General features: G+C 44.0%; 15 protein-coding genes. 1 reads left to right on the forward strand and 14 read right to left on the reverse strand.

What is annotated here, in order from left to right:
- Positions 1-25: 25 nt before the first annotated feature.
- From DXB73_RS00830 to DXB73_RS00890, 12 genes are all read right to left on the reverse strand, one after another.
- Positions 26-1,615, reverse strand: coding sequence for an AAA family ATPase (locus DXB73_RS00830; protein WP_118689821.1), 1,590 nt, complete (start codon positions 1,613-1,615; stop codon positions 26-28).
- A gap of 73 nt (positions 1,616-1,688) precedes the next feature.
- Complete coding sequence (gene recG, locus DXB73_RS00835; RefSeq protein ID WP_118689822.1) at positions 1,689-3,728, reverse strand: ATP-dependent DNA helicase RecG; 2,040 nt, start codon at positions 3,726-3,728, stop codon at positions 1,689-1,691.
- Between the two features lie 157 nt (positions 3,729-3,885).
- A complete protein-coding gene (locus DXB73_RS00840; protein ID WP_118689823.1) occupies positions 3,886-5,553 on the reverse strand; it encodes a DAK2 domain-containing protein in 1,668 nt (555 codons plus the stop codon).
- A gap of 35 nt (positions 5,554-5,588) precedes the next feature.
- Positions 5,589-5,951, reverse strand: a complete 363-nt coding sequence (locus DXB73_RS00845) for an Asp23/Gls24 family envelope stress response protein (RefSeq protein ID WP_022024434.1) — start codon at positions 5,949-5,951, stop codon at positions 5,589-5,591.
- 617 nt (positions 5,952-6,568) lie between these two features.
- Positions 6,569-6,754, reverse strand: coding sequence for a 50S ribosomal protein L28 (gene rpmB / locus DXB73_RS00855; RefSeq protein WP_118507499.1), 186 nt, complete (start codon positions 6,752-6,754; stop codon positions 6,569-6,571).
- Positions 6,755-6,872: 118 nt separating this feature from the next.
- Positions 6,873-7,241: a GerW family sporulation protein gene (locus tag DXB73_RS00860; protein WP_118507498.1), complete on the reverse strand. Its 369-nt coding sequence runs from the start codon at positions 7,239-7,241 to the stop codon at positions 6,873-6,875.
- Positions 7,242-8,270: a DUF2953 domain-containing protein gene (locus DXB73_RS00865; protein ID WP_118689825.1), complete on the reverse strand. Its 1,029-nt coding sequence runs from the start codon at positions 8,268-8,270 to the stop codon at positions 7,242-7,244. It abuts the gene before it with no gap.
- Positions 8,271-8,281: 11 nt separating this feature from the next.
- Entirely contained in the window at positions 8,282-8,602 is a 321-nt protein-coding gene (locus DXB73_RS00870; protein WP_022024431.1) for a hypothetical protein, read from the reverse strand.
- Between the two features lie 142 nt (positions 8,603-8,744).
- The gene (locus tag DXB73_RS00875; RefSeq protein WP_118689827.1) at positions 8,745-10,178 is read right to left on the reverse strand and encodes a hypothetical protein; all 1,434 of its coding nucleotides are present in this window, start codon (positions 10,176-10,178) and stop codon (positions 8,745-8,747) included.
- A 92-nt stretch (positions 10,179-10,270) separates the two neighbouring features.
- A complete protein-coding gene (locus DXB73_RS00880) occupies positions 10,271-13,507 on the reverse strand; it encodes a phospholipid carrier-dependent glycosyltransferase (RefSeq protein ID WP_118689828.1) in 3,237 nt (1,078 codons plus the stop codon).
- 21 nt (positions 13,508-13,528) lie between these two features.
- Complete coding sequence (locus DXB73_RS00885; protein WP_118689829.1) at positions 13,529-14,476, reverse strand: hypothetical protein; 948 nt, start codon at positions 14,474-14,476, stop codon at positions 13,529-13,531.
- A 240-nt stretch (positions 14,477-14,716) separates the two neighbouring features.
- A complete protein-coding gene (locus DXB73_RS00890; protein WP_243103959.1) occupies positions 14,717-15,169 on the reverse strand; it encodes a LysM domain-containing protein in 453 nt (150 codons plus the stop codon).
- A 291-nt stretch (positions 15,170-15,460) separates the two neighbouring features.
- Between DXB73_RS00890 and DXB73_RS00895 the strand changes: the two genes are divergently transcribed.
- Complete coding sequence (locus DXB73_RS00895; RefSeq protein WP_243103960.1) at positions 15,461-19,696, forward strand: 2-hydroxyacyl-CoA dehydratase; 4,236 nt, start codon at positions 15,461-15,463, stop codon at positions 19,694-19,696.
- A gap of 131 nt (positions 19,697-19,827) precedes the next feature.
- On the opposite strand, the gene DXB73_RS00900 is transcribed toward DXB73_RS00895, so the two are convergent.
- Positions 19,828-21,201 (reverse strand): CPBP family intramembrane glutamic endopeptidase, encoded by a 1,374-nt coding sequence (locus DXB73_RS00900; RefSeq protein ID WP_118689831.1) that lies wholly within the window; start codon positions 21,199-21,201, stop codon positions 19,828-19,830.
- Between the two features lie 45 nt (positions 21,202-21,246).
- Positions 21,247-23,325 carry a heavy metal translocating P-type ATPase gene (locus tag DXB73_RS00905; RefSeq protein WP_118689832.1) on the reverse strand — a complete coding sequence of 693 codons (2,079 nt, stop codon included), beginning with the start codon at positions 23,323-23,325 and terminating at the stop codon, positions 21,247-21,249.
- Between the last annotated feature and the right edge of the window lie 132 nt (positions 23,326-23,457).

Consider the following 23,457-nt stretch of genomic DNA (forward strand, 5'->3'; position numbering starts at 1 on the left):
ATTTTAGCATAATCATGCGATGTGGTCAAACAACTTCCACATCTTCCCGCTGAATTTTCATCAAATCTTCACGACTTGGTGCAGACAGTCTGACAAGACGATTTGCCTGATTGATCACGATCTTTTCAAACAGATTACGAATTCCTCTGGCATTTCCAAATACATTCCATTCTTCTTCCGTTTTTGCCTGCAACGACAAAAGCACCGCCTCTCTGGCAGATTCTTCCAATTGCAGTCCAGCCTTATCGGCCATTGCATCTAGGATCGCTATGAGCTCTTCCTTCGAATAATCCGGAAAATCGATAAATTTGTTAAATCGCGATACTAAACCCGTATTGCATTTCAAAAATGACTGCATTTCTTCTGTATAACCTGCCACAATGACGATCAGATCATCGCGGTGGTCTTCCATCAATTTTACTAATGTATCCACTGCTTCCATACCAAAATCATTCGGAACATCAGGATTGACCAGGGCATATGCTTCATCAATAAAAAGAATCCCCCCAACTGCCTGCTCGACCAATTCGTGCACCTTAAGTGCCGTCTGGCCGACATATCCTGCCACAAGCCCGGATCGGTCCGTTTCAATAAAGGTTCCCTTGGATAAGATCCCAAGCTCCCGATAGATTTTTGCCACCAATCTCGCCACCGTCGTTTTGCCGGTTCCCGGTGCACCGGTAAATACCATGTGATATGACATATCCATTTGCGGAAGTCCCATCGTTTCCCGAAGCTTGCGAATACGGATCAAGTTGACCAGAGACTGGATCTCATCCTTTACCCCCTGCAAACCAACCAACGCATTCAGCTCATCTAACAGGCATTGCAGACGTTCCTCCTGCTCTTTGCGTTCTGCCTCCTCACGTTCCTGAATACGTTTTTTGACTGCCTGAAACTGCTTACGCGCCATTTCCTGCTGTAACTGTTCCTCCAGCTTGTCCTGCCTTACATTCCATTCATTGCTCGCCTGTGCGGCTGCCGGTGACTCTGCCATCACTTCTGCAGACTGCTGTTTTACCGGGACATGCAGCCATCTTGTATCATCTAGAATGTCCGTCCCATATAATTTGTGAAACAGATACTCTTCCGTATTCCAAGCATCCTTTGTATCCACAAATACACTTACCCTGTCATAAAATTCACGTACAAACCGGCGCGTCAGAACACTTTCCCGATCCACCATATACGCCATACACAAAATGATATTGACAAAGGAATCCAAAAACTGCTCTCCGGTATGCTGAATATATTCATCGTCATAAGCTGCACACAGCTGTAAAAGCACCGGTGGAAATCCGCAAAACCGTCTGCACTCCTCAATCAACTCTCCGGTCACAGGGATCTCCGGTGAAACTGCTAATAGATTGGAATCCGTGATAATAGCAATATACTCTCTATCGCTTTCTGTCACAATGCCCTCTGCCGCTGCAAAAGTCACTAGTACAGACTGCACGTAACGATCTAAGATCATTTTAGCGGACTGTTTCATAACCTGTCTTGCCTGCTCCCAGAGACCGCTGCGTTCCAAATTTTCACAAAAAAGGCATAGCCGGTCATAGTTTGACCGCCCAATCTGCAGTAATCTATCTGTCGTATACCCTGCCTGCACCATATGCAACCTCCCTTACCGTTCCAACACACAATTAAATTAAGTGTACTATTTTTACCTTCAAAATGCAATGTTCTTACAAAAAGATCTCGTCGGTGTAGGTTTGTATTTTTTCACGCAATCCCCGATACTTTTTGCACATTTCTATTATATCCGTCCGCTCAAATCCAGCCGCCGCTTCATTTGCCTGTTTTAGTATTGCTGCATCCTGATAAATATCTGCCAGCTTAAAATTCAAGTCTCCACTCTGTCGGATGCCAAACAGATCCCCGGGACCGCGCAGTTTCAAATCTTCTTCTGCAACCAGGAATCCATCATTGGACTGCTCTAGCACCTGCAGTCTCTGCTTCGTTTCTTTGGAAGGTTTGCCCATCATAAAAATACAATAAGACTGCGCCGAACCTCTTCCGACACGTCCACGAAGCTGATGTAACTGCGCCAAACCAAACCGTTCTGCATTTTCGACCATCATCACTGTGGCATTTGGCACATTGATACCAACTTCGATCACCGTCGTAGATACCAAAACATCAATCGCTCCAGAGACAAATCGCTCCATGATCTCATTTTTTTGTGCCGGTTTCATCTTGCCATGCAGCACTTCGATCCGTATCTTAGTCGACATCTCTTCCCGTAGTGTCTGAGCATAATCCGTGACATTTTCCGCCTCCATATTCTCGCTTTCCTCCACCATCGGACAGATCACATATGCTTGATGCCCTTTTTCTACTTCTTTCTCAATGAATCGATACGACTGCGGACGATATCCGGTATCCACAACACAGTTTTGAATTGGAAGTCTACCCTTAGGAAGTCCTTTGATAACTGAAATATCCAGTTCTCCGTATAAAATGATCGCTAACGTGCGTGGGATCGGTGTGGCACTCATAACCAACATATGTGGTGTATGCCCTTTTGCATAAAAACTTTCGCGCTGACGCACACCAAAACGGTGCTGTTCATCGGTGACGATCATCGCAAGATCCTTATACTCTACCTTATCCTGAATGAGTGCCTGCGTTCCTACGACAATATCAATCTCTCCCGCTGCGATCTGAGCCTGCATATCGCGCTTTTCCGCTGCCGTCATAGAACCGGTCAAAAGACCGACTCGAACCTGCAAGGGATCAAACATTTCGCAAAATGTCTCATAATGCTGCTCTGCCAACACTTCTGTCGGCACCATGATCGCCCCTTGATGTCCCTGCTCCACAGCTATTAGCAACGCAATCTGTGCAACAATGGTTTTACCGGATCCAACATCGCCCTGGATCAATCGATTCATCACAAATCCTGATGAAACATCTGCCGCGATCTCGTCCACTGCCTGTTTCTGTCCCTCTGTCAGCTCATAAGGAAGGTTCTCTAGCAGTGCAAATACTTTATCCCCCGGATGCAGTATATAGTCTGATGGTTTTTGATGACGATTTTGTTTCATCTGATGCATTGCCAGCGTAAATAAAAAGAACTCCTCAAAAACCAAACGGTTTCTTGCAGCAAAAAAATCCGCTTCCTTTGACGGAAAATGAATATCCTGCAACGCTTTTTTATGCAATACAAGATTATATTTTTTACGCATATCCAGCGGAAGGAACTCTGCATCCAACTCAGCCTGCGATAGTGCTTGATCTACAGCTTTTTTGATCGCATTGTTTGTCAGTCCCGCTGTCAATGGGTACAACGGCTGCAAGCGGTACAACATACTGCGGTATTCCTCATATTGCAGCATTTTGGGCTGCTGCAACATCAGACGTCCCCGTTTTGATATAACTTTTCCTCGCAAAAGATAATGCGTTCCCATTTTAAGAGAACGGAGTAAATATGGCATATTAAACCAACTCACTGGAATGGAGCCACTGGAATCCCTCATCGTACAGCTTACAATCTTAAGATTACGCACATAACTGATCTTAGGCTTAGTTGCCAGGCTTACATCCAGAACGATCACATTTCCGTCCACCGCTTCCGATACCGGCTGTACCGGCTTATACACATCATATTGTCTGGGATAATGAGTAAGCAGATCTCCGATCGTATAAATTCCCAGCTTTGCATACAAACTTTCTGCTTTTTGTCCCACCCCTTTTATATTGCGTATACTATCCCTCTCTCTCAACGATGTCTCCTCCCTCCGTAGCTCGAAAATCATCCATCACATTACAGTTACTCCGGCTTTAGAAGATTTAGAGTCTCTATTGAAAAAGGATCATCACGCTGCTCTGTCCGACCAGTATGACAACCCTTTCTCGAAAACGTTTCTTAATACTCGCTTATTACTCTACAGAAATAAAGTAAGAATATACCGGCTGACCACCGTACTGTACTTCTACTTCAACATCTTCATGTGTGCTCTCAATATCCTCTGCAAGCTGCTCTGCCTGTTCCTTCGTTGCATCACTGCCATAATACAGACTGACTAACTCAGAGTCCTCATCTAACAGAGACTCGATCAATTCCTTTGCTGTACCTTGCAGATCACTGCCAACCGATACGATCGTCTTATCAGTAAGGCCCATGAAGTCACCCTGCTTAATATCTTTGCCATCCATATTCGTATCACGAACCGCATACGTAACCTGACCGGATTTGATCAATTGCATCTCTTCTTCCATAGATTCTGCATTTTCTGCAGCAGATCTTCCACTGACAAAACTGATCATTGCAGCAATTCCCTGCGGAATATTTTTGGACGGAACGACGTACACTTCCTTATCTTCTGTCAGATTCTTTGCCTGATTTGCTGCCAAAATAATATTTCCATTATTTGGCAAAACAAAGATATTATCTGCATTCACCTGCTCAATTGCAGATAATACATCATCCGTACTTGGGTTCATTGTCTGTCCGCCTTCGATCACATAATCCACTCCAAGATCACGGAAAATATCTGCCAATCCATCTCCGGCTGCTACGGCAATAAAACCATTTTCTTTACGTGGCTCCTCTTTCTTTGGTGCGCTTGCCAACTCGGACGCTTTCTGTGCATCTCGTATCACCTTTTCCTGATGCTCCTCACGCATATTGTCAATCTTCATGCTGGTCAAAGAACCATACGTAAGTGCTTTCTGAATCGCCAGACCCGGATCATTGGTGTGCACATGTACCTTTACAATATCATCATCAGCTACTACTACAACGCAGTCACCGATCTTCTGCAAATATTCCTTAAGCTGACTCTCGACTACATCTTCGCCGCGCTCCAGCATAATGATAAATTCCGTACAATAACCAAAGCGGATATCCTCTTCTTCAGAAGCGCCGACAGATCCATTAACCACGCGGGTTGCTGTACCTGTATTCACTGTGAAATCCGTTGCCTTACCCTTCAAGGCATCGAGCGCACCGCGAATAAATGTCATCAAACCTTCCCCGCCAGAATCAACAACTCCCGCCTGCTTCAGTACCGGCAGCAATTCCGGTGTCTGCAGCAATGCTTCCTCCATTTCAGCAGCGACTTCATCGCAGAATTTGATAATATCGTCCGTATCTCCGTTCACTAACAGATCCATCGACTTGTCCGCTCCTGCCTTTGCAACGGTAAGGATCGTGCCCTCTTTCGGTTTCATGACTGCTTTGTATGCCGTTTCTGCAGCATGCTGCACGCCATTTCCTAACGCTGTCACATCGATAATATCTAATCCCTTTAATTCTTTGACAAAACCGCGAAAGATCTGGGACATGATAACGCCGGAATTTCCTCTTGCTCCTCTAAGTGAACCACTGGAAATCGCTTTGCCCAATTCGGTCAATGTCGGATTCTGAAGATTGGCTACATCTTTCGCTGCAGCCATTATGGTCATCGTCATATTCGTTCCGGTATCTCCATCCGGTACCGGAAATACATTCAATTCATTAATATATTCCTTCTTCGCCTCTAAACCCTTTGCTCCTGCCAAAAACATTTTCTGCAACATCTTTGCATCAATTGTCTGAACGCTCACTGCTTTAATCCTCCTTGTGTTTGCAAATCGGTAAATTAATCTTCATCTACAATACGAACACCTTCAACGATGACGTTAATCTGTTCTACTTCCATTCCGGTAAAAGTTTCTATCTTATAGCGTACATGCTCAAGCACGTTTTGAGCAACTGCGCGGATACTTACACCATATGCTACAATAATATGAAGTTCCACTTTGATACGGTTGTCCACAACATATACATTCACACCGCGTCCTGCATTCTCTTTCTTTAGGAGCTTGATCACGCCATCTTTTACATTAACGGCCGCCATGCCCACGATACCAATACATTCTGCTGTCGCAGCCCCGGCATATTTTGCTAAAACATCACGGTCAATAATAATGTTGCCCATTTTTGCATTCATTTTGCCTTTCATAAATACTCCTCCATTTCTATGCTGTTACATCTTAAATATGTTTTATTCAAGATTTAAAATCTTTGTCATATACTAACATTAAGATACACTGTATTAGTATATCCTATTCTACACAATTGTGCAAGCGAGGGGTTTTATGCGTCATATGATTGGTTTTGTATTGTTTTGGATCGCCATCGGCATGACAATCATGTTTTTTATTTCAAACGCTGTTATTGCCGTATTGATCATCCTGCTCTGCCTTGTTTTAGGCTATAATTTATTCTGTTCATAGAAGCAAAGCCCGCGCTTTGCTTCTGCAAGAATTGCTAAAGCAATTCTTGTTGGCTGCACACTACATAACAGCAATATTTGCTGTCCGCTAGAAAAGCAAAGCCTGCGCTTTGCTTCTGCAAGAATTGCTAAAGCAATTCTTGTTGGCTGCACACTACATAACAGCAATATTTGCTGTCCGCTAGAAAAGCAAAGCCTGCGCTTTGCTTCTGCAAGAATTGCTAAAGCAATTCTTGTTGGCTGCACACTACATAACAGCAATATTTGCTGTTCGCTAGAAAAGCAAGAAAAAGGACCGGGAATGATCCCGATCCTGTGGATTCTCATATAAAAGGTGATTGCGATTATGCACGCTCTACAGCTCCAGAACGTAAACATCCTGTACATACTGGCATTTTCTTGGTTCCACCATTCACCTTTACACGAACAGACTTAATGTTCGGCTTCCACATCTTGTTGCTTCTTCTATGTGAATGACTCACCTTGTTTCCGAAGTGAACACTCTTTCCACATACTGCACACTTTGCCATCGTAAGCACCTCCTTACCTTTATTCCTGATGGTCTCATTTATCCTGTCATTTCTGTCAGTGTTATTAGCACAACATGAACATAATACCAAAAATCAAACAGAAATGCAAGAACAAAATTTAATTTTTTGCTTTTTGCGCTTTTTCCTTTTTGGAAGGAACATATTTGTCCAAAAGATCAGGAACCATATCCAATACTTTTGTAATGCTATCCTGATTTTTTACATTGACAAGCTTCGTCTCACCATTGCGGATCACTAAGATCGCACTCGGTTGGATCTTTCCGCCCATACCTCCGGCACTGTTTTCTTTCTTGCCCGGCTCTGCGAAAGCACCTGCAGCCACACCAAAGCTAACGTCCACCAGTGGCAAAATGATCGTTCCATCATCAAATTTTACGGCATCACCCACAACGGTCTTTCCGGTAATAAATCCTTCCATCCCCTGAAATAAGGATCCTACATTTGCGTTAAAAGAATTGTCTGCCATTTACTTTTCCTCCTTCCACTTCTCCCATTCGTGTAGAAGCTTTCTGCCATCTTTATTTTTTATTATGCGCCACGCAATACAAATTAATGTAATCATGCGGATTCTTCCACGAAATGAAACATTCCCCTCTATGCGTTTCTGCTCAAAATCCGGAATGATCTGTACTCCGTTCCCATACCATGCATAAAAAAGTGCGAGCACTCCCAACAGCTCACCGGTAGAGCACGGATCTCCGGTTCCAAATATTACTTTACCGCGCATACGCCGCGGATGTATTTGTTTCCATAAATGTATCACATTCTCTTTAACGATGCAAATAAATGCTTTTCCCGCATCACTGCGCAAAATATCAACCAGATCCTGCACAGAATGTACTTTTTTCTTAATCTTTCGCACAATCTTTATTACATTTTGAAGCCAAAGAAACAACTGTCGGATCCCCCGCGGCTTTTTCTCTCTTTCATCAGCCTGCCTAAAAGCCGATCTCTCTTCTCTTTGATCAGTCGTCTGCTTAGAAGCAATCTGCTCTTCTGTCTTGTCAGACTGCTTCTTAGGAACATTCTGCTCTTCTGTCTTATCAGCCGCCTGCTTAGGTGCTATCCGCTTCTCTTGTTCAGGTGCTGTCGGACTCTTCTCCAAGTTCACAGAGGGCGCTTTCTTCTCCTGTTTCGATGATCCCTGTGTTTTTTGAACTGTTTCGGCTACCTTCTCAGCTTTTCGCTTCTGTGCTTTTGGGGCAGAAGACTTTTTAGAACGGCGTTTTTTATGTGCGCCGTCACTGCGCAGGATCGGCACGCCAAAAACACGGACTTTCCACTGCAGATCCTTTTCAGTGATCAGGATGGGCACACGAAGCACAACACCTAACCATTGAATACTGATCTGTGCTTTTTTATCATCGAACGAGATCTTTCCGCAGTAACGCACTGCCGCAAACAATATCGCCAGTGCCACGATAACAAGTACCGCCAAAAGGATCCCTATCACTTTTGCTATGGTAACCAAAACCAATAATATGATCTTTTCCATCGCCCGGTCTGTCACCTCCCCGTAAAATAAGCACGGATCGCATCGGAATCAACGCTCCCTCGATCACGATAGACATCCGTGATCATTTGCTGCAACAGCTCCACAGCACTGTCATAAGAGGCCGCCAACCCCACTACTTGTACACCGCATTCCTTTTCATAGCGGAACCATAACGTTCTCGACGCATAGATTTCCAGGCTGTTCGCAGGATTACGCCCCAGCACCACACAAAAGCATCCACGCAGCCCCTTTTTCTCGACCCGTTTCCGGTATCGAGCCGGATGTCTGGCCACCTTATCATCGGTATACAACTTCTCATCCCACCAGATCATAACACCTCCGCCTTTCCGCACTGCTACTTATCATACTTCCTCCAACTTTACATACCTATAGTCGCTATCGAACCACATATTGCTTATTATGTCAGCAATATGTGAGCCTAAAGCAATAGTGGGTATGCAAAGTTGGGTGTGATTACCGGATCATTTCGAGGATCAGTTGTTTGGATGCATACTTTTCTGCTTCATCATCACATTGGTTCAGTGCGTTCATCATGTAGTCTGCGATCTCCTGTGCACTCTTGAAAAAGGTTGGTAATTTTTCCACAGTGGCGGCCATGATGGCACGGCGAAACATACGGCTGCGTCCTTGAAATAACTCTTTCAATTCACTAAGCAGTTTTTCTGTTTCCTGCTCTGCGATCTCTGCCGTCACGATCCCTGCTGATTCCTGACTCTCCAATGGTGCAAAGACACTGCTCGAATTAAGCTGTGACAAATGATGCAGTTTGATAAAAGCATCACTAAGCCCTGCTGCCTCAATTTCCTCTGCTCGTCCTTCCAATAGTTCATCCAGTGCCGCTTCCGCTATATTAACAGACTGATATAACTTTTCCTGTTGGCCTTCAACCGCAGGAAGCTTCTCGGCAAGCCAATTTAAGCGATCCTCTTCTGTCAAAAGATCCTCCCTCTGCCAAAGATCAATCTCTTTTTCCAAAAAGAGTGCATTGATGCCTCGGATCACATCATCTACTACCGTCATTTTCTCTTCATCAACACAATAAGGTTCTGTCACCACTAACGTATACACACCATTGATAATCTGTCCAATCTGCATATACAGATCAGATAGATCATTGAGCTTTGAAGCACTGACTCGTACTTTTTCTGCATACAATTCATATAATGTGCGATCCATATGCTCGTAGTCTGCTTCCATCAATTCCTGAAGCACACCGGCAAATTCCGTAAAATACTGTTCCTGTGCAGGATGCTTATACAACATGGCACTGGTACGGAACATATACAAAAATCCCTCCAATGATTCTATCTCACTGCCCTTATAAACGGAAATGCAGTTTTTGATCAGATCAAAATAATGAGAACGGGTCATTCGCATCGGAAGCTGTCCCAGTACCACGCGTAAATTATCATTGATCGTCACATTATCATTTGAACCAAAGATAAAATTCATAACCTCCTGTGCAAATGCAGTGTCTTCCGGCAAAACTTCTTTCTCATCAAACCGATATTGAATACGGTTTAAAATATATTCATATACGACAAAGCAGTCCACATATCCGGTCAACACCTGCATACGGTCGATTACTTCCGTACGCATTGCTAAAATATGATCGACCAACTGTTTTCTCTGTGTATCATCCAATGTATCAGACATCGCCTGTCCCACTGTCTCATTCAAAGAAGTGATCATTTCCTTTGCCATCGCAATATATGGGTTGATATCTTCTGTGACCACCTCGTAAAACATGTAATATTCCATCATCAATTTGATCCTTGTATATCCATCATGAAGGATCATGCTCTGCTTCAGATATTCTGGTAACAGATCCCCAACTTCTTTATTACTATGTAATTTATTGACACACTCTCGTAACTTATTGCTCATATTTTTACCTTTCTATTCCGTGATGACCTGACATCCATATTCTGTCAGATCATCAAATTTATGACATTTTTACCACCCTGTTCCTGATCAAATTACCAAGTCTGTAACAATACCCAACTATCAAACCATTTCAAATACTTGGTTGCAAATGCCGGATCGATCGCAAGCCCGGACAACACCGGATAAAATAGGATAAATAACCCGATCGCACAGGCAACATAGACATAGATCGCCGGTTTGATCTTTGGTTTCCATTGAGCCAGCTTAAAGAAACTGTATCCCACCATAGCGGCAACGAAAGGTACGCTTGGAAAATAATGATAAATAAATACCACACGGCTTACCAAGAACCAAGGTGCATACTGCGACAGATACCCGATCAGCAAAAATCCAGCCTTGCGGTCTTTATCTTTCCACAGCAGATACAGCATATAAAACGCTGCCGGAATGCCGGCCCACCAAACAAGTGGATTACCAAAGGCACTGATACCCTCACGCAGATTGCCAATCGTTCCGGAATAATACCAGATCGGTCTTGTCATGATCGGCCACTCATACCATTTGGAAGAATACGGATGATCCGCTTTCAAAGCAGAATGATAATCGAACATCGTTTTCTGTGCATTGATCACGCGCGTCAATAAGTTATGGTCTGTTCCATCATTAAATGGAATATAAGACAATATATAAATGATCGCCGGAACTGCCACAAAAAAGACGCAACAGAATCCAATCGTCTTCCAAAAATAACTGCTAAAATTATCAATAATATACGCATGTGAAATACCATTCGTCTGACCGCGTGGTGTCTTGCAGGCAATGACATATTCACGATATCTGCGATACATATGCAGGAAGAACAATATACACAGACCTACCGAGGAATAAATTCCGGTCCACTTACTGGCCCAGCTAAGCCCCATTGCAACACCGCAAAGTCCAAGCGGTATGAATGTCTTTTGCAGCTTTGTGTCGTAAAAACTCTTCTGCAGATAGCAGTACATGAAGTAATACGACAACATAATAAACAGTGTAACAAACACATCGATCGTCGCTATTCTTGTCTGCACGAAATGCATAAAGTCAAACGCAAACAATAACGTTGTCACAATGCTGATCCATTCCTTGTTGAAGAAACGTTTGGCAAACAAATAAATGATCGGAACCATAAATACTCCGAATAAGGTTCCCATAAAACGCCATCCGAATGGATTCATTCCAAACATGAGTACACCACAGGCAATGAATATTTTACCAAGTGGCGGATGCGTGTTTTCATAACAGTACAGCTTATGTATCATCTCGTATGCCGTACGTCCATGATAGATCTCATCAAAGTACGTACCGTTCATTGCACTGGCACGTCCCTCAAATTCATCCTGCTCATCAAACAAAGTCTTATACTCATCTCGATTCACAGGCTCCAATTTTTTGCCATTGCTATCCAAGAACACAAGCTCTAACAGACTATCCTCGTAATTATCCTCCGTCGGAGAAATTTTGACATATCTTGCCTGAACATTCAATGTAAGACTGTTCCAGCAAAATACAGAACCTGCATCCCAATAGCTCTGCGTATTACCATTGTCATCTGTAACACCGGTCGAAAATGTTGTATAACCGGAATCCTTATTGTTACTGTATTCAATGTTATAGTGCGGATTATTTTCATACCCCAGATAATCCCATAACTGTGAAATGCTGGTAGTTTCACCGAAATCAAGAACGATCGCTCCTTCTTTCACAGCAGAATATGCTGTTTCCGGCGCCGACATATTCCCCAGACGCGCAAATGCTACCACTGCGTAGATCAATGTGATCACTGCCATTGCGATCCAGTCAACTTTCGTCATCTTGCTGAGCGTTACAGAACGGGCGATCTTGCCCTCTGATTCCTTTTTGCTTACATTGTTACGTGCATTATTTGCACGCGTATTCTTACGTCCTGCCTGTGCAGTCCGTCCGGTCGAAGTACGCGCGATCTCACCCTCTGACAAATAACCGTTAAAGCATGTCAACGCTACATATACCATGTAGCCAAATACGATCACCATACCGGCTGCAATTGCTAAGGTCACCGGTTCCTTGGCGTTGAAATTATTCAGATCATACACAAACTCAACATGTGCCATATTGAAAAATGCCATTCCTGATAACCCGGTAAATAAATAGGCAATCTCACGTTTCGGACGCATCGCAAATGCAAACAACAGCATAATGATCGCCGGATACACATAACGCTCATGCATGCGAACTGACAGCAAAAACATTCCTGTTACGATAAATGCCCCGACAAAATAGTAACGTGCCGGATTATTTTTTGCACGAAAATGAAGCCAGGTAGCTGCTGCCACGATCAAAATAATAAAAATGGTTCCCCAAGTCTGATACGTGATACCCATAAAGTGTTTCGTCTGTTCGGTCCAGTTTTGTCCAAACAATGTCCAAATATTATAAGCATTTACACTGGCAAATTTGTAAGATGCCAATGTCTCCGTATACTGTGATAACGCATCCTTAAATCCGAACGGGAGCATCAGCAGGGCAATCATCGCAATCGCAGCCAAACCAAGCCCCAGATTCTTCCAAAAATTCTTCCAGTCAAAGCCGTCTAAAAACACCTGATCGATAATGCCATAGATCAATACCGGTGTAAAAATAAGAGACTGCGGTTTTACCAATACTGCAACCGCAAATACAAAATACGACGGGATCAGCTTACGCTCTGTCACCAAATAAATCATTAATACAACGAAAAAGGTAAATACTGCATCTGTCTGTCCCCAGATTGCTCCATCGAGCAGTACCGCCGGTGCAAACAGATAGATTGCTGTTAAAATTCCCGCACCCTTCTGCGTCCAACGCTTTCCGGCAATGCGAAACAGCAGGTAAGCCGTGGCCAGATCGGCAATGATCGCCGGTGTCTTAGTAAGCATCACGCTAAGCGTAGAATTCCAAGCCACCCCAAGTACATGACGGATCGCACCGACCATATACAAAATATACATATATCCAGGTGGATAGTCCGTAAAAGAATCGGAAGAATAAAAATTACCAATCCCATCCTTAAAGACCATGTCCCCCCAAGCGATAAAACAGTTCATATCCGTTTCATTGCCAAAATATTTTGCTGCCGCAATATAGCGAACGATCAATGCGACCGCCATGATCACCATAAAAAGAATACCCGTCTCCGGAACCTCCTGTACTTGGTATTTCTTCTTCTTTCCTTTTGGTGCCACTTTAACGCGCTCACACGAATCCATTGCAACAAAGCCATAGATCGTTGCGGCCGCAGCCAAAATAGCAATAACTGTAATTGCTGTCATTTCAACCTTCCTCCTAAATAATTACATGTATTTTTTGACATGCTGATGTGTAAATAAATGATCCGCACAATATTCATAATTGCCCTCACATTTGGAGCAGTAACGAAATTCCAGATCCGGAAATTCCTCCTGAGTCCTGCCACAAATTGCACAGCGATGCACAATACGCTGTCCGGCACCCGCTGCTTTCATCTTCTTCTTAAAACCTCTTCGTCTCCTCTGCTCTCCATATGACATCCGCTTGTAATCCCGCGTCAGGAAGAAGAACAGTAAGAAGTTCCCCATTGCTACGATAACCGCAAACGCCTGACTAATATGCATCCAGCCATACGCCTGTGCCTGTGCTCCATACACGGCTGTCATTCCCATCATGCGAAAACCTGCCACAAAATTGCCCACTATCAAATAGCACATATAAATCGCATCCAATAGCGCAAGCCATTTTACTTTGATCGGAAGCACAAAATACAAAAGTAACTCCGTGTCCGGCTGGATCAGTGCAAAAGCAAAGAACATCGCCCAGTAAACATACTGAAAACCGGAATCATAAATTGCAATATGAAACGGACTTAAATACAGGATCAGTGCTGCAATAATATTTAACAGATAACCACTAAAGAAATACATGTTAAACCGAAACGTTCCCCAGGCCCGTTCCAAAGATCGTCCAAACAAGAAAAACAGATTAACCTGGATCACCAAAAACAACACGCTGAGTACAAAGGACGTGCTGCCGCTAAAGCCATACGGTTCCAGCAAATACGTAAACAATCTCCAGACTTGTCCATGCGCCACCTTGCTCATATCCAGACAAAGCCAGTTATAATAAATATCAAACGGTATTATCCCAAAATTTGTCAGCATCTCTAACAAAGCACCGAGACAATATGCACCAACTACGTAACGTGTCAAGTCAGGGATCGCATACTTTCCAAATTTGCGTTCCATCTTATTTAACCATTGTATCATATACTTGTCCTTTCTATGCCTGATATTTTCAGGTATTTTCCCTGCAAAAGCCCATCTGTTCACAGGATATTTTACATGCAATTCAAAAATGTACTACAGCGTATTTTTACAGCAATCGAAAAGAACGCCATAGTACATTTCATTATAGTGTGACGCGTATTCTTTGTCAATTGGATTCCCCGTCCGCAAGCGGGTGTATCCTGCGACAAAATATACTATTTACAACAGGCTGCATCTCTGCTATTTACGATATGCAATACCTGGCAGCAGCATGACATCCTCTGGCCCATTCTGCTCCAAAAAATCATTCAGCGAAACGTTCATTCTCTGTAAGAAAGACTGCAGGGAATCTCCCTGCTCGGTCACATACCTGTCATCATAGGGAACTGTCGTGTCAAACTCCCGCGTCATTTCATGGGATTGTCTCTCCTGATCTTCTTCGGAACGGTCAGCATCAACGGAAGTCTCTGCGATATTTTCCTGCACGTCCGGTGTCATCTCCTCCTGTTCGTTACCCATCCGCGGCATGATCAGATTTATATTGCATCCATCTGCTTTCTTTCCCGGAATGCAAACAGTATCACCCGGCTGTAGATTATATACATCTACATAAGGATTGGCACGTAACATCACTTCCAGCGGGACATGATATCTTCGGCTCAAAGCGTACAGTGTATCTCCTTTCTTTATCATATGCATATGTCCATTACAATACTCATGATTCATGGTGTATTCACCTTATGCCTTTATTTGCTACAGTATATTCTGCTTTCCGTGAAATGGTGACTCTACTCGCAGCCGCGAATCCGGATCTCACTCCACAAAAGCAAAAAATGTTTATTGCATTCCTCTCATAATAGCATTATAATAGGAAAATGCGGCGAATTTTTGTGCCTCGCAAAGCATGCACAAACTCATAATTTATCGTTGCTGACATACCATTAGAAACTAAGAGTAATACAAGATACTAGATGGAGGGTATTTATGAAATTACACATGAATACATTGGGAATCGATATCGGTTCCACAACCGTAAAAATTGCGCTATTAAATAAAGATGGCGAGATTATTTTTTCCGATTATCAACGGCACTATGCCAACATCCAGGAAACTCTTGCTGCTATTATTGAAAAAGCCTATGATGAATTTGGTGATCTGCCGGTTGCTCCGGTCATTACCGGATCCGGTGGACTGACGCTGTCCAAATATCTGAACGTTCCTTTCGTACAGGAGGTAGTAGCAGTTGCAACATCACTCAAAGATTACGCCCCTCACACCGATGTCGCCATCGAATTAGGCGGGGAAGACGCTAAAATCATATATTTTACCGGTGGTATCGACCAGCGTATGAACGGAATCTGCGCCGGTGGTACCGGGTCCTTTATTGACCAAATGGCTACCTTATTGAAGACGGATGCCAGCGGATTAAATGAATATGCTAAAAATTATAAAGCAATTTACCCAATCGCAGCTCGATGCGGCGTATTTGCCAAAACGGATATTCAACCTCTGATCAACGAAGGTGCAACCAAAGAAGATCTCTCAGCCTCTATTTTTCAGGCAGTGGTCAATCAGACGATCAGTGGTCTTGCCTGTGGCAAACCGATTCGCGGTAATGTTGCATTCTTAGGCGGTCCGCTTCATTTCCTGACCGAATTAAAGCAGGCATTTATCCGTACTCTCGGTCTGGAAGGCGACCAGATCATCGCTCCGGAACATTCTCATCTGTTTGCAGCCTCCGGTGCAGCAATGAACGCCAAGGAAGAAGATATGTCAAGCCTTGGCAAATTACACACCGATCTTTCCCAAGAGATCAAGATGGAATTTGAAGTAACCCGTATGGAGCCTCTTTTTAAGGATCAGGCAGAATACGATGATTTCTTACAAAAGCATTCGCAAAATGATGTAAAGAAAGGCGATTTTGCAAGTTATAAAGGCAATTTATTCTTAGGGATCGATGCCGGTTCTACTACAACAAAGGTAGCTGTGATCGGCGAAGACGGTTCCCTGCTGTACTCATTTTACAGCAACAACAACGGAAGCCCGCTGAAAACAGCGATCAAGGCGATCAAAGATATTTACAGTAAAATGCCGGCTGGAGCACAGATTGTTCGATCCTGCTCTACCGGATATGGCGAAGCACTGTTAAAGGCTGCGCTCCTTTTAGACGAGGGTGAAGTAGAAACGGTAGCACACTACAATGCTGCTGCGTTCTTTGAACCGGAAGTAGACTGTATCTTGGATATCGGTGGTCAGGATATGAAATGCATCAAGATCAAAAACCACTCCGTTGATAAAGTTCAGTTAAACGAGGCTTGTTCCTCCGGCTGTGGTTCCTTTATCGAAACCTTTGCAAAATCTCTCAATTACGAGGTCGCTGATTTTGCGAAAGTTGCTTTGTTTGCCGAGAATCCGATCGATCTTGGATCCCGCTGTACCGTATTTATGAATTCCAAAGTAAAGCAGGCTCAGAAGGAAGGTGCCAGCGTTGCAGATATTTCTGCCGGACTTGCTTATTCCGTTATTAAAAATGCTTTGTTAAAAGTGATCAAGCTGACTGATCCAAAAGATCTCGGTGAAAAAGTCGTTGTTCAAGGTGGTACTTTCTATAACGATGCGGTACTGCGAAGCTTTGAGCGCATTTCCGGCTGCAAAGCCGTACGTCCGGATATCGCCGGTATCATGGGTGCGTTTGGTGCCGCACTCATTGCCAGAGATCATTATACCGGACAGGAAAGCACGATGCTCACGATCGACCAGATCAACGAGCTTCGTTTCGAAACGTCCATGTCTCGCTGCAAGGGCTGTACCAACCACTGCCTTCTCACGATCAATCGTTTTACCGGCGGCAGACAGTTTATTTCCGGCAACCGTTGTGAACGTGGTATTGGCGGTCAGAAAAACAAGAAGAATATTCCAAACCTTTTTGAATACAAGAACAAACGACTCTTCGCTCACTATAAACCATTGGATGAAGAGCACGCCGTGCGCGGTACGGTCGGTATTCCACGTGTACTGAATATGTACGAAAATTATCCGTTTTGGTTTACTTTCTTTACCGAACTTGGCTATCGTGTAGTACTCTCTCCGGAGTCCAGCCGCAAAATCTATGAACTGGGTATTGAGTCCATTCCAAGCGAATCCGAATGTTATCCGGCAAAACTTGCGCATGGGCATGTATCTTGGCTGATCAAGCAGGGACTCGATTACATTTTCTATCCTTGCGTGCCATATGAACGCTGTGAGGTAGAGGGTGCCGGCAACCATTACAACTGCCCGATCGTCACCTCTTATGGTGAAAACATCAAAAATAATGTCGAAGAACTGCAGGATGGCAAGATCAAATATCAAAACCCGTTCCTGTCGTTTGAAAGTGAAAAAATATTAACAAAACGTCTGGTAGAATACTTCACGGAAGAAAACGGCATTTCCAAAGAGGAAATCCGCCGTGCGGCTGCTGCAGGATGGAAAGAAATGCAGCATGTACGTGATGATATGTCCGCCAAAGGACGAGAAGTACTCGCTTATATGGAAGAAAACGGCTGCCACGGTATCGTGCTCGCCGGTAGACCATATCACACCGATCCGGAGATCAATCACGGTATTCCGGAACTGATCACCTCTTTCGGTGTTGCCGTATTGACTGAAGACAGTGTATCCGAACTCGGCAACGTAGATCGTCCTACGATCGTTATGGATCAGTGGATGTATCATTCCCGTCTGTACAAAGCGGCCTCTTATGTAGCAACCCGTTCCGACTTAGATCTGATCCAGCTCAACTCATTCGGCTGCGGACTGGATGCGGTAACAACCGATCAGGTCAGCGATATACTGACGCTGCAGAATAAGATCTATACGGTATTAAAGATTGACGAAGTTAATAACTTAGGTGCTGCACGTATTCGTATCCGCTCTCTGCTCGCCGCTGTTCGCGAACGCGAGCGCAAGCAGATCAAACCGGTCAAAAAAGATACTGCACACCACCGCGTAGTCTTTACAGAACAAATGCGTAAAGATTATACGATCCTGGTTCCACAGATGTCTCCAATCCATTTTGACATTCTCGAACCGGCACTAGCATCCTGCGGATACAATTTGGAAGTATTGCCTAGCACCGGCGAGTGCCTGGATTACGGATTAAAGTATGTAAACAACGATGCATGTTATCCATCCCTGCTCGTTGTCGGACAGTTTATGCAGGCATTGCTTTCCGGCAAATATGATCTTAACAAAGTAGCGTTGATCATTACGCAGACCGGTGGTGGATGTCGTGCAACCAACTATATCGGATTTATCCGTCGTGCTTTGGAAAAAGCAGGCATGGAGCAGATTCCTGTCATTTCCATGAGCGCCGGCATTGAAAAGAATCCGGGATTAGACATCAACTACAAGATGGCTGACCGTGCATTACAGGCATTGATCTACGGCGATGTATTTATGCGTGTCCTCTACAAAACACGTCCTTATGAGGCAGTTCCGGGATCTGCCAATGCATTGCATGAAAAATGGTTGAAGATCGCACAAAAATCCGTTCAAAACGGAAAACACAGCGAATTTAAGAAAAATATCCGCGGCATTGTGAAAGAATTTGATGAACTTCCATTGCTGGATGTAAAGAAACCGCGTGTTGGTATTGTCGGCGAGATTTTAGTTAAATTCCTTCCACTTGCCAATAACTTCTTAGTCGAATTATTGGAGTCTGAAGGTGCCGAGGCAGTATGTCCGGATCTGATCGATTTCTTTATGTACAGTCTTTACAATGCAAACTTTAAGGCGGATTATTTAGGCAAAAAGAAATCCAGTGCTTTGATCAACAACGCTGCGATCCGTTTTATTGAACATTATCGCAAGACGATGCACGATGCCCTGACAGAGAGTAAACGCTTTGACCCACCGGTTCCAATCGCCAAACTTGCAGAATATGCTTCACCGATCGTTTCCTGTGGTAACCAGACCGGTGAGGGCTGGTTCTTAACCGGTGAGATGATCGAATTGATCCATTCCGGTGTTCCAAATATTGTTTGTACACAGCCTTTTGGCTGTCTGCCAAACCACGTTGTCGGCAAAGGTGTTATCAAAGAATTACGTCACTGCTATCCGGATTCCAATATTGTTGCTGTTGATTACGATCCGGGTGCCAGCGAAGTGAACCAGTTAAACCGAATCAAATTGATGCTCTCAACAGCCGCAAAAAACTTGAAACAATCTGAGAAAGAGTAGTTTCCTATAAAGTAACAAAAGAGGCATGTATGAATACAATTCATACATGCCTCTTTATAGTGTGATGCTACCAAGAATTGCTTTAGCAATTCTTGCAAAGCAAAGCACTGGCTTTGCTTTATTTCACTCGTCTATTCCTTAAAATAGTCTGCATTAAATGTCTTTTCATCGGACATTTTCTGCTCTGGCGTTTCCGGATGCCAAGGTGTCTGCCCCGGTGCTACGCCCATATTTTCATAGCCTTCTGTACTCTTATCAAACTGTGCTTCTTCCTGCGGTCTGGCAAAAGCTTCCTGATCGCTGTTATATGATGAACCATTGTAACTCTGTTCATTTCCATTATATTGCGAACCGGCGTAATCCTGCTCTTCTCTGCCATACTGTGGACCTGCATAACTCTGCTCATTTCCGTTGTACTGTGAACCTGCATAATCCTGCTGATTTCCGTTATACTGTGGACCTGCATAATTCTGTCCGCTCGGCATATCGTTATTATAATTCTCTCCGACCGGCCGGAATCCTTCCCATTCCACGATCTTGCCCTGTTTGTTCAAGTTGTACACCAAATAGACAATACCAAGACCAAGTACAAGCGTCACGCCAAGACCACCTTCTAAGCCAAAGCCTGCACCGTTGATCAAGCCATGTCCCTTCACGTTGCTGCTGTTTAAGATTGCCGGCTGTAGAGAATTACCGCTGACCTGAATGCCATAAATATTCCCCTGTGCAAAATTCCACAAACTGTGGAACGCACCAACAACCCAGATATTTTCACATTTTACCAACAACAGTGCTGCGAAAATGCCAAACAGGAATAAGTTAAATACCGCAAGTGGCGTCAAGCCGGAATTGGCACCATGTAACATAGCAAAGAACAGTGCACTGAGCACTGCCGAATACACGACGGAATGTCTTCTCGACAACGATACAAACAGATAGCCGCGGCAAAGCACCTCTTCTGCCATGCCCTGTACCAAATATCCAACAAGGTAACCAAGAATCCCCAGAGGTGCCATATTGGTCACCAATCCTTCTACATGAATACTTCCTGTTAGAACACAGATCAAATATGCTACGCTAAAAAATAGTGCTCCAGCCACAGCACCCTTCAAATACTGTGGAACCATTCCCTTCTTACGAAATCCTAATGTACGGATCTTTCTCTTCTCCAAAAAACGGCAATAGACAAAAACAACCGCAATCATCAGGATTTCTAATAAAAGTGTTGCAATGGTCATCCAATCCGGCAAATGGAGTGCATAGTCCTGCATTTTCTGCATATATTGCAGCGAATCCATCGATCCGTCCGCGACAGACTGTGCCGTTTTCATAAACTCCGGATCACTCACGAAATAACCGATCATTAAAGGAATCGTACCAATGGACATTGCGATCGAACTGACCACAAAGACTACAATCGCGATCAATATCTCAAGCACGGCGATAAACCCTCTCCGTCCTCGCATCGCTTCCAGCATAAACTCCGGTTTCTTGATATCTTTCATAAACTCCTCCTAATTCTTGTTACAATACCCCTCTCAGATGATATCTTACTCTTCCAACAAGTTTTCCATGCTCTTCAGACTGATCAATATGGTCGACGTATTGTGTAATAATGCCGACATTGTTGGCTGAAGTACACCACCAACGCCGAACAAAATAAGTGCTGTATTAAATCCTACAATAACTTTATAATTTCTGTCAATACGCTTCATCAAAGCATTGCTGATTTTCTTGAGTGTAATGATCTCACGCAAGTCATCTGCTGCGATCGTAACATCTGCAATCTCTCTGGCGATTTCCGCGCCCTCACTGATCGCAATGCCTACATCAGCCGCCGACAATGCCGGAGAATCATTAATCCCATCACCAACCATGATAACCTTATGTCCTGCTTTCTTTTCCTGCTCCACAAAATTAGCCTTATCCTCCGGAAGCACTTCCGAATAATACGCATCAACACCAGCCTTTTGAGCAATATTAGCAGCAATGCGGTCACTGTCACCAGTCATCATCACAACCTTATGAATACCAAGATGTTTTAATTCACGGATCACCTCAGCTGTCTCAACTCGCAGTGGATCTTCGATACAGATCACGGCAACCAACTTACCATCCATCGCCATGTACAAATGAGAATATTGCTCCGGAAGCTGCTCAAACTGTTCCTTCTTATCCTCCGGAACGACAGCGCCCTCATCTTCAAAGACAAAATGATGACTTCCGATAATGATCTTCTTGTCATTGATCGTAGAGGAAATACCATGTGCCACAATATATTCTACTTTCGTGTGCAGTTCTTCATGAACAAGACCGCGTTTCATTGCCTCAACAACAACTGCCGTTGCCATAGAATGTGGGAAATGCTCTTCTAAACAGGCTGCAATACAAAGCAGCTCATCAGGGCTTCTATCGTCAAACGGAATCACCTCAACTACCGTAGGCTGTGCCTTAGTGAGCGTTCCTGTCTTATCAAACACGATCGTATCGGCTTCCGCAACTGCCTCTAAGAATTTACCGCCTTTCACAGTAATATCATGTGCACTGGATTCACGGATCGCCGACAGTACCGACAACGGCATTGCCAATTTCAATGCACAGGAAAAATCAACCATCAATACTGACAACGCTTTCACAGTATTACGAGTCAATGCCAACGTAAGGCCGGTACCCAAAAACGTATATGGTACCAGTCGGTCAGCTAAGTGCTCCGCTTTGCCTTCCAAGGACGACTTAAGCTTCTCGGAATCCTCGATCATCGTCATGATCTTTTCGTATTTGCTGGATCCGGTACCTTCTTTGACCAAAAGAGTAATCTCTCCTTCTTCAACAACGGTACCCGCATAAACAGGACTTTCTGCCGCCTTACGCACCGGCAGCGACTCTCCGGTAAGCGACGCCTGATTGACTAACGCTTCTCCCTCCATCACAATGCCATCAAACGGAATAACAGCTCCCATATGTACACGAATCCAGTCGCCCTCCTTAATCTGCGCAGCCGACACCTGCACTTCCGTATCATCGGTAACAAGCCATACTTTATCAATATTGAGGGACAGACTTCGTGCCAGATCTCCGACTGATTTTTTGTGCGTCCATTCCTCTAAGATCTCACCCATACTAAGTAAAAACATGACAGCGCCCGCCGTCTTATAATCACCTCGTATTAAAGACACACTGATCGCCGTTGCATCCAACACCGGTACTTCTATTTTTCTTTTAGCCAAAGTCTTAACACCCTGCACAATATATTTGACCGATCTCACAGTAGCGATCCCGGCCCGTAACGGTGCCGGCAAAAATATCTTGTTTACAAAATGTACTACCGTCTGATCAACCAATTTATCCCAATAAAAACGATTCATTTCCCGTCCTGAATTTTTGAGATACACCTCCGGCACTTCCACCTTATCATAAGAAAACTGTCCTAATGCCGTAATAATATGTTTACGGCTTCCTATATAACAGATCGTAACGTCCATAGTACGTTCCTGTACCTTGACCGCCGTTACATCTTTCATCTGCTCAAATTGATATTGCAACGTGTCTGCCTGCGCAAAACTCATTGCTTTTCCGATCAGATGTACTCGAATACGACCTCTTATCTCATGTTTAATGACAAACTTCATAATTATTCATGCCTTTCTAACCATTGAAACCGGTATTCTAATTAAAACACTGTCCGGGCATCTCTGCACAGAGCACACCCGGACAATAAACGACAAAACACCTGTAGACAGCGACCCCGTCCACAGGTGCAG

It is taken from the genome of Clostridium sp. OM05-6BH (assembly GCF_003481635.1).
GTDB lineage: Bacteria > Bacillota > Clostridia > Lachnospirales > Lachnospiraceae > Butyribacter.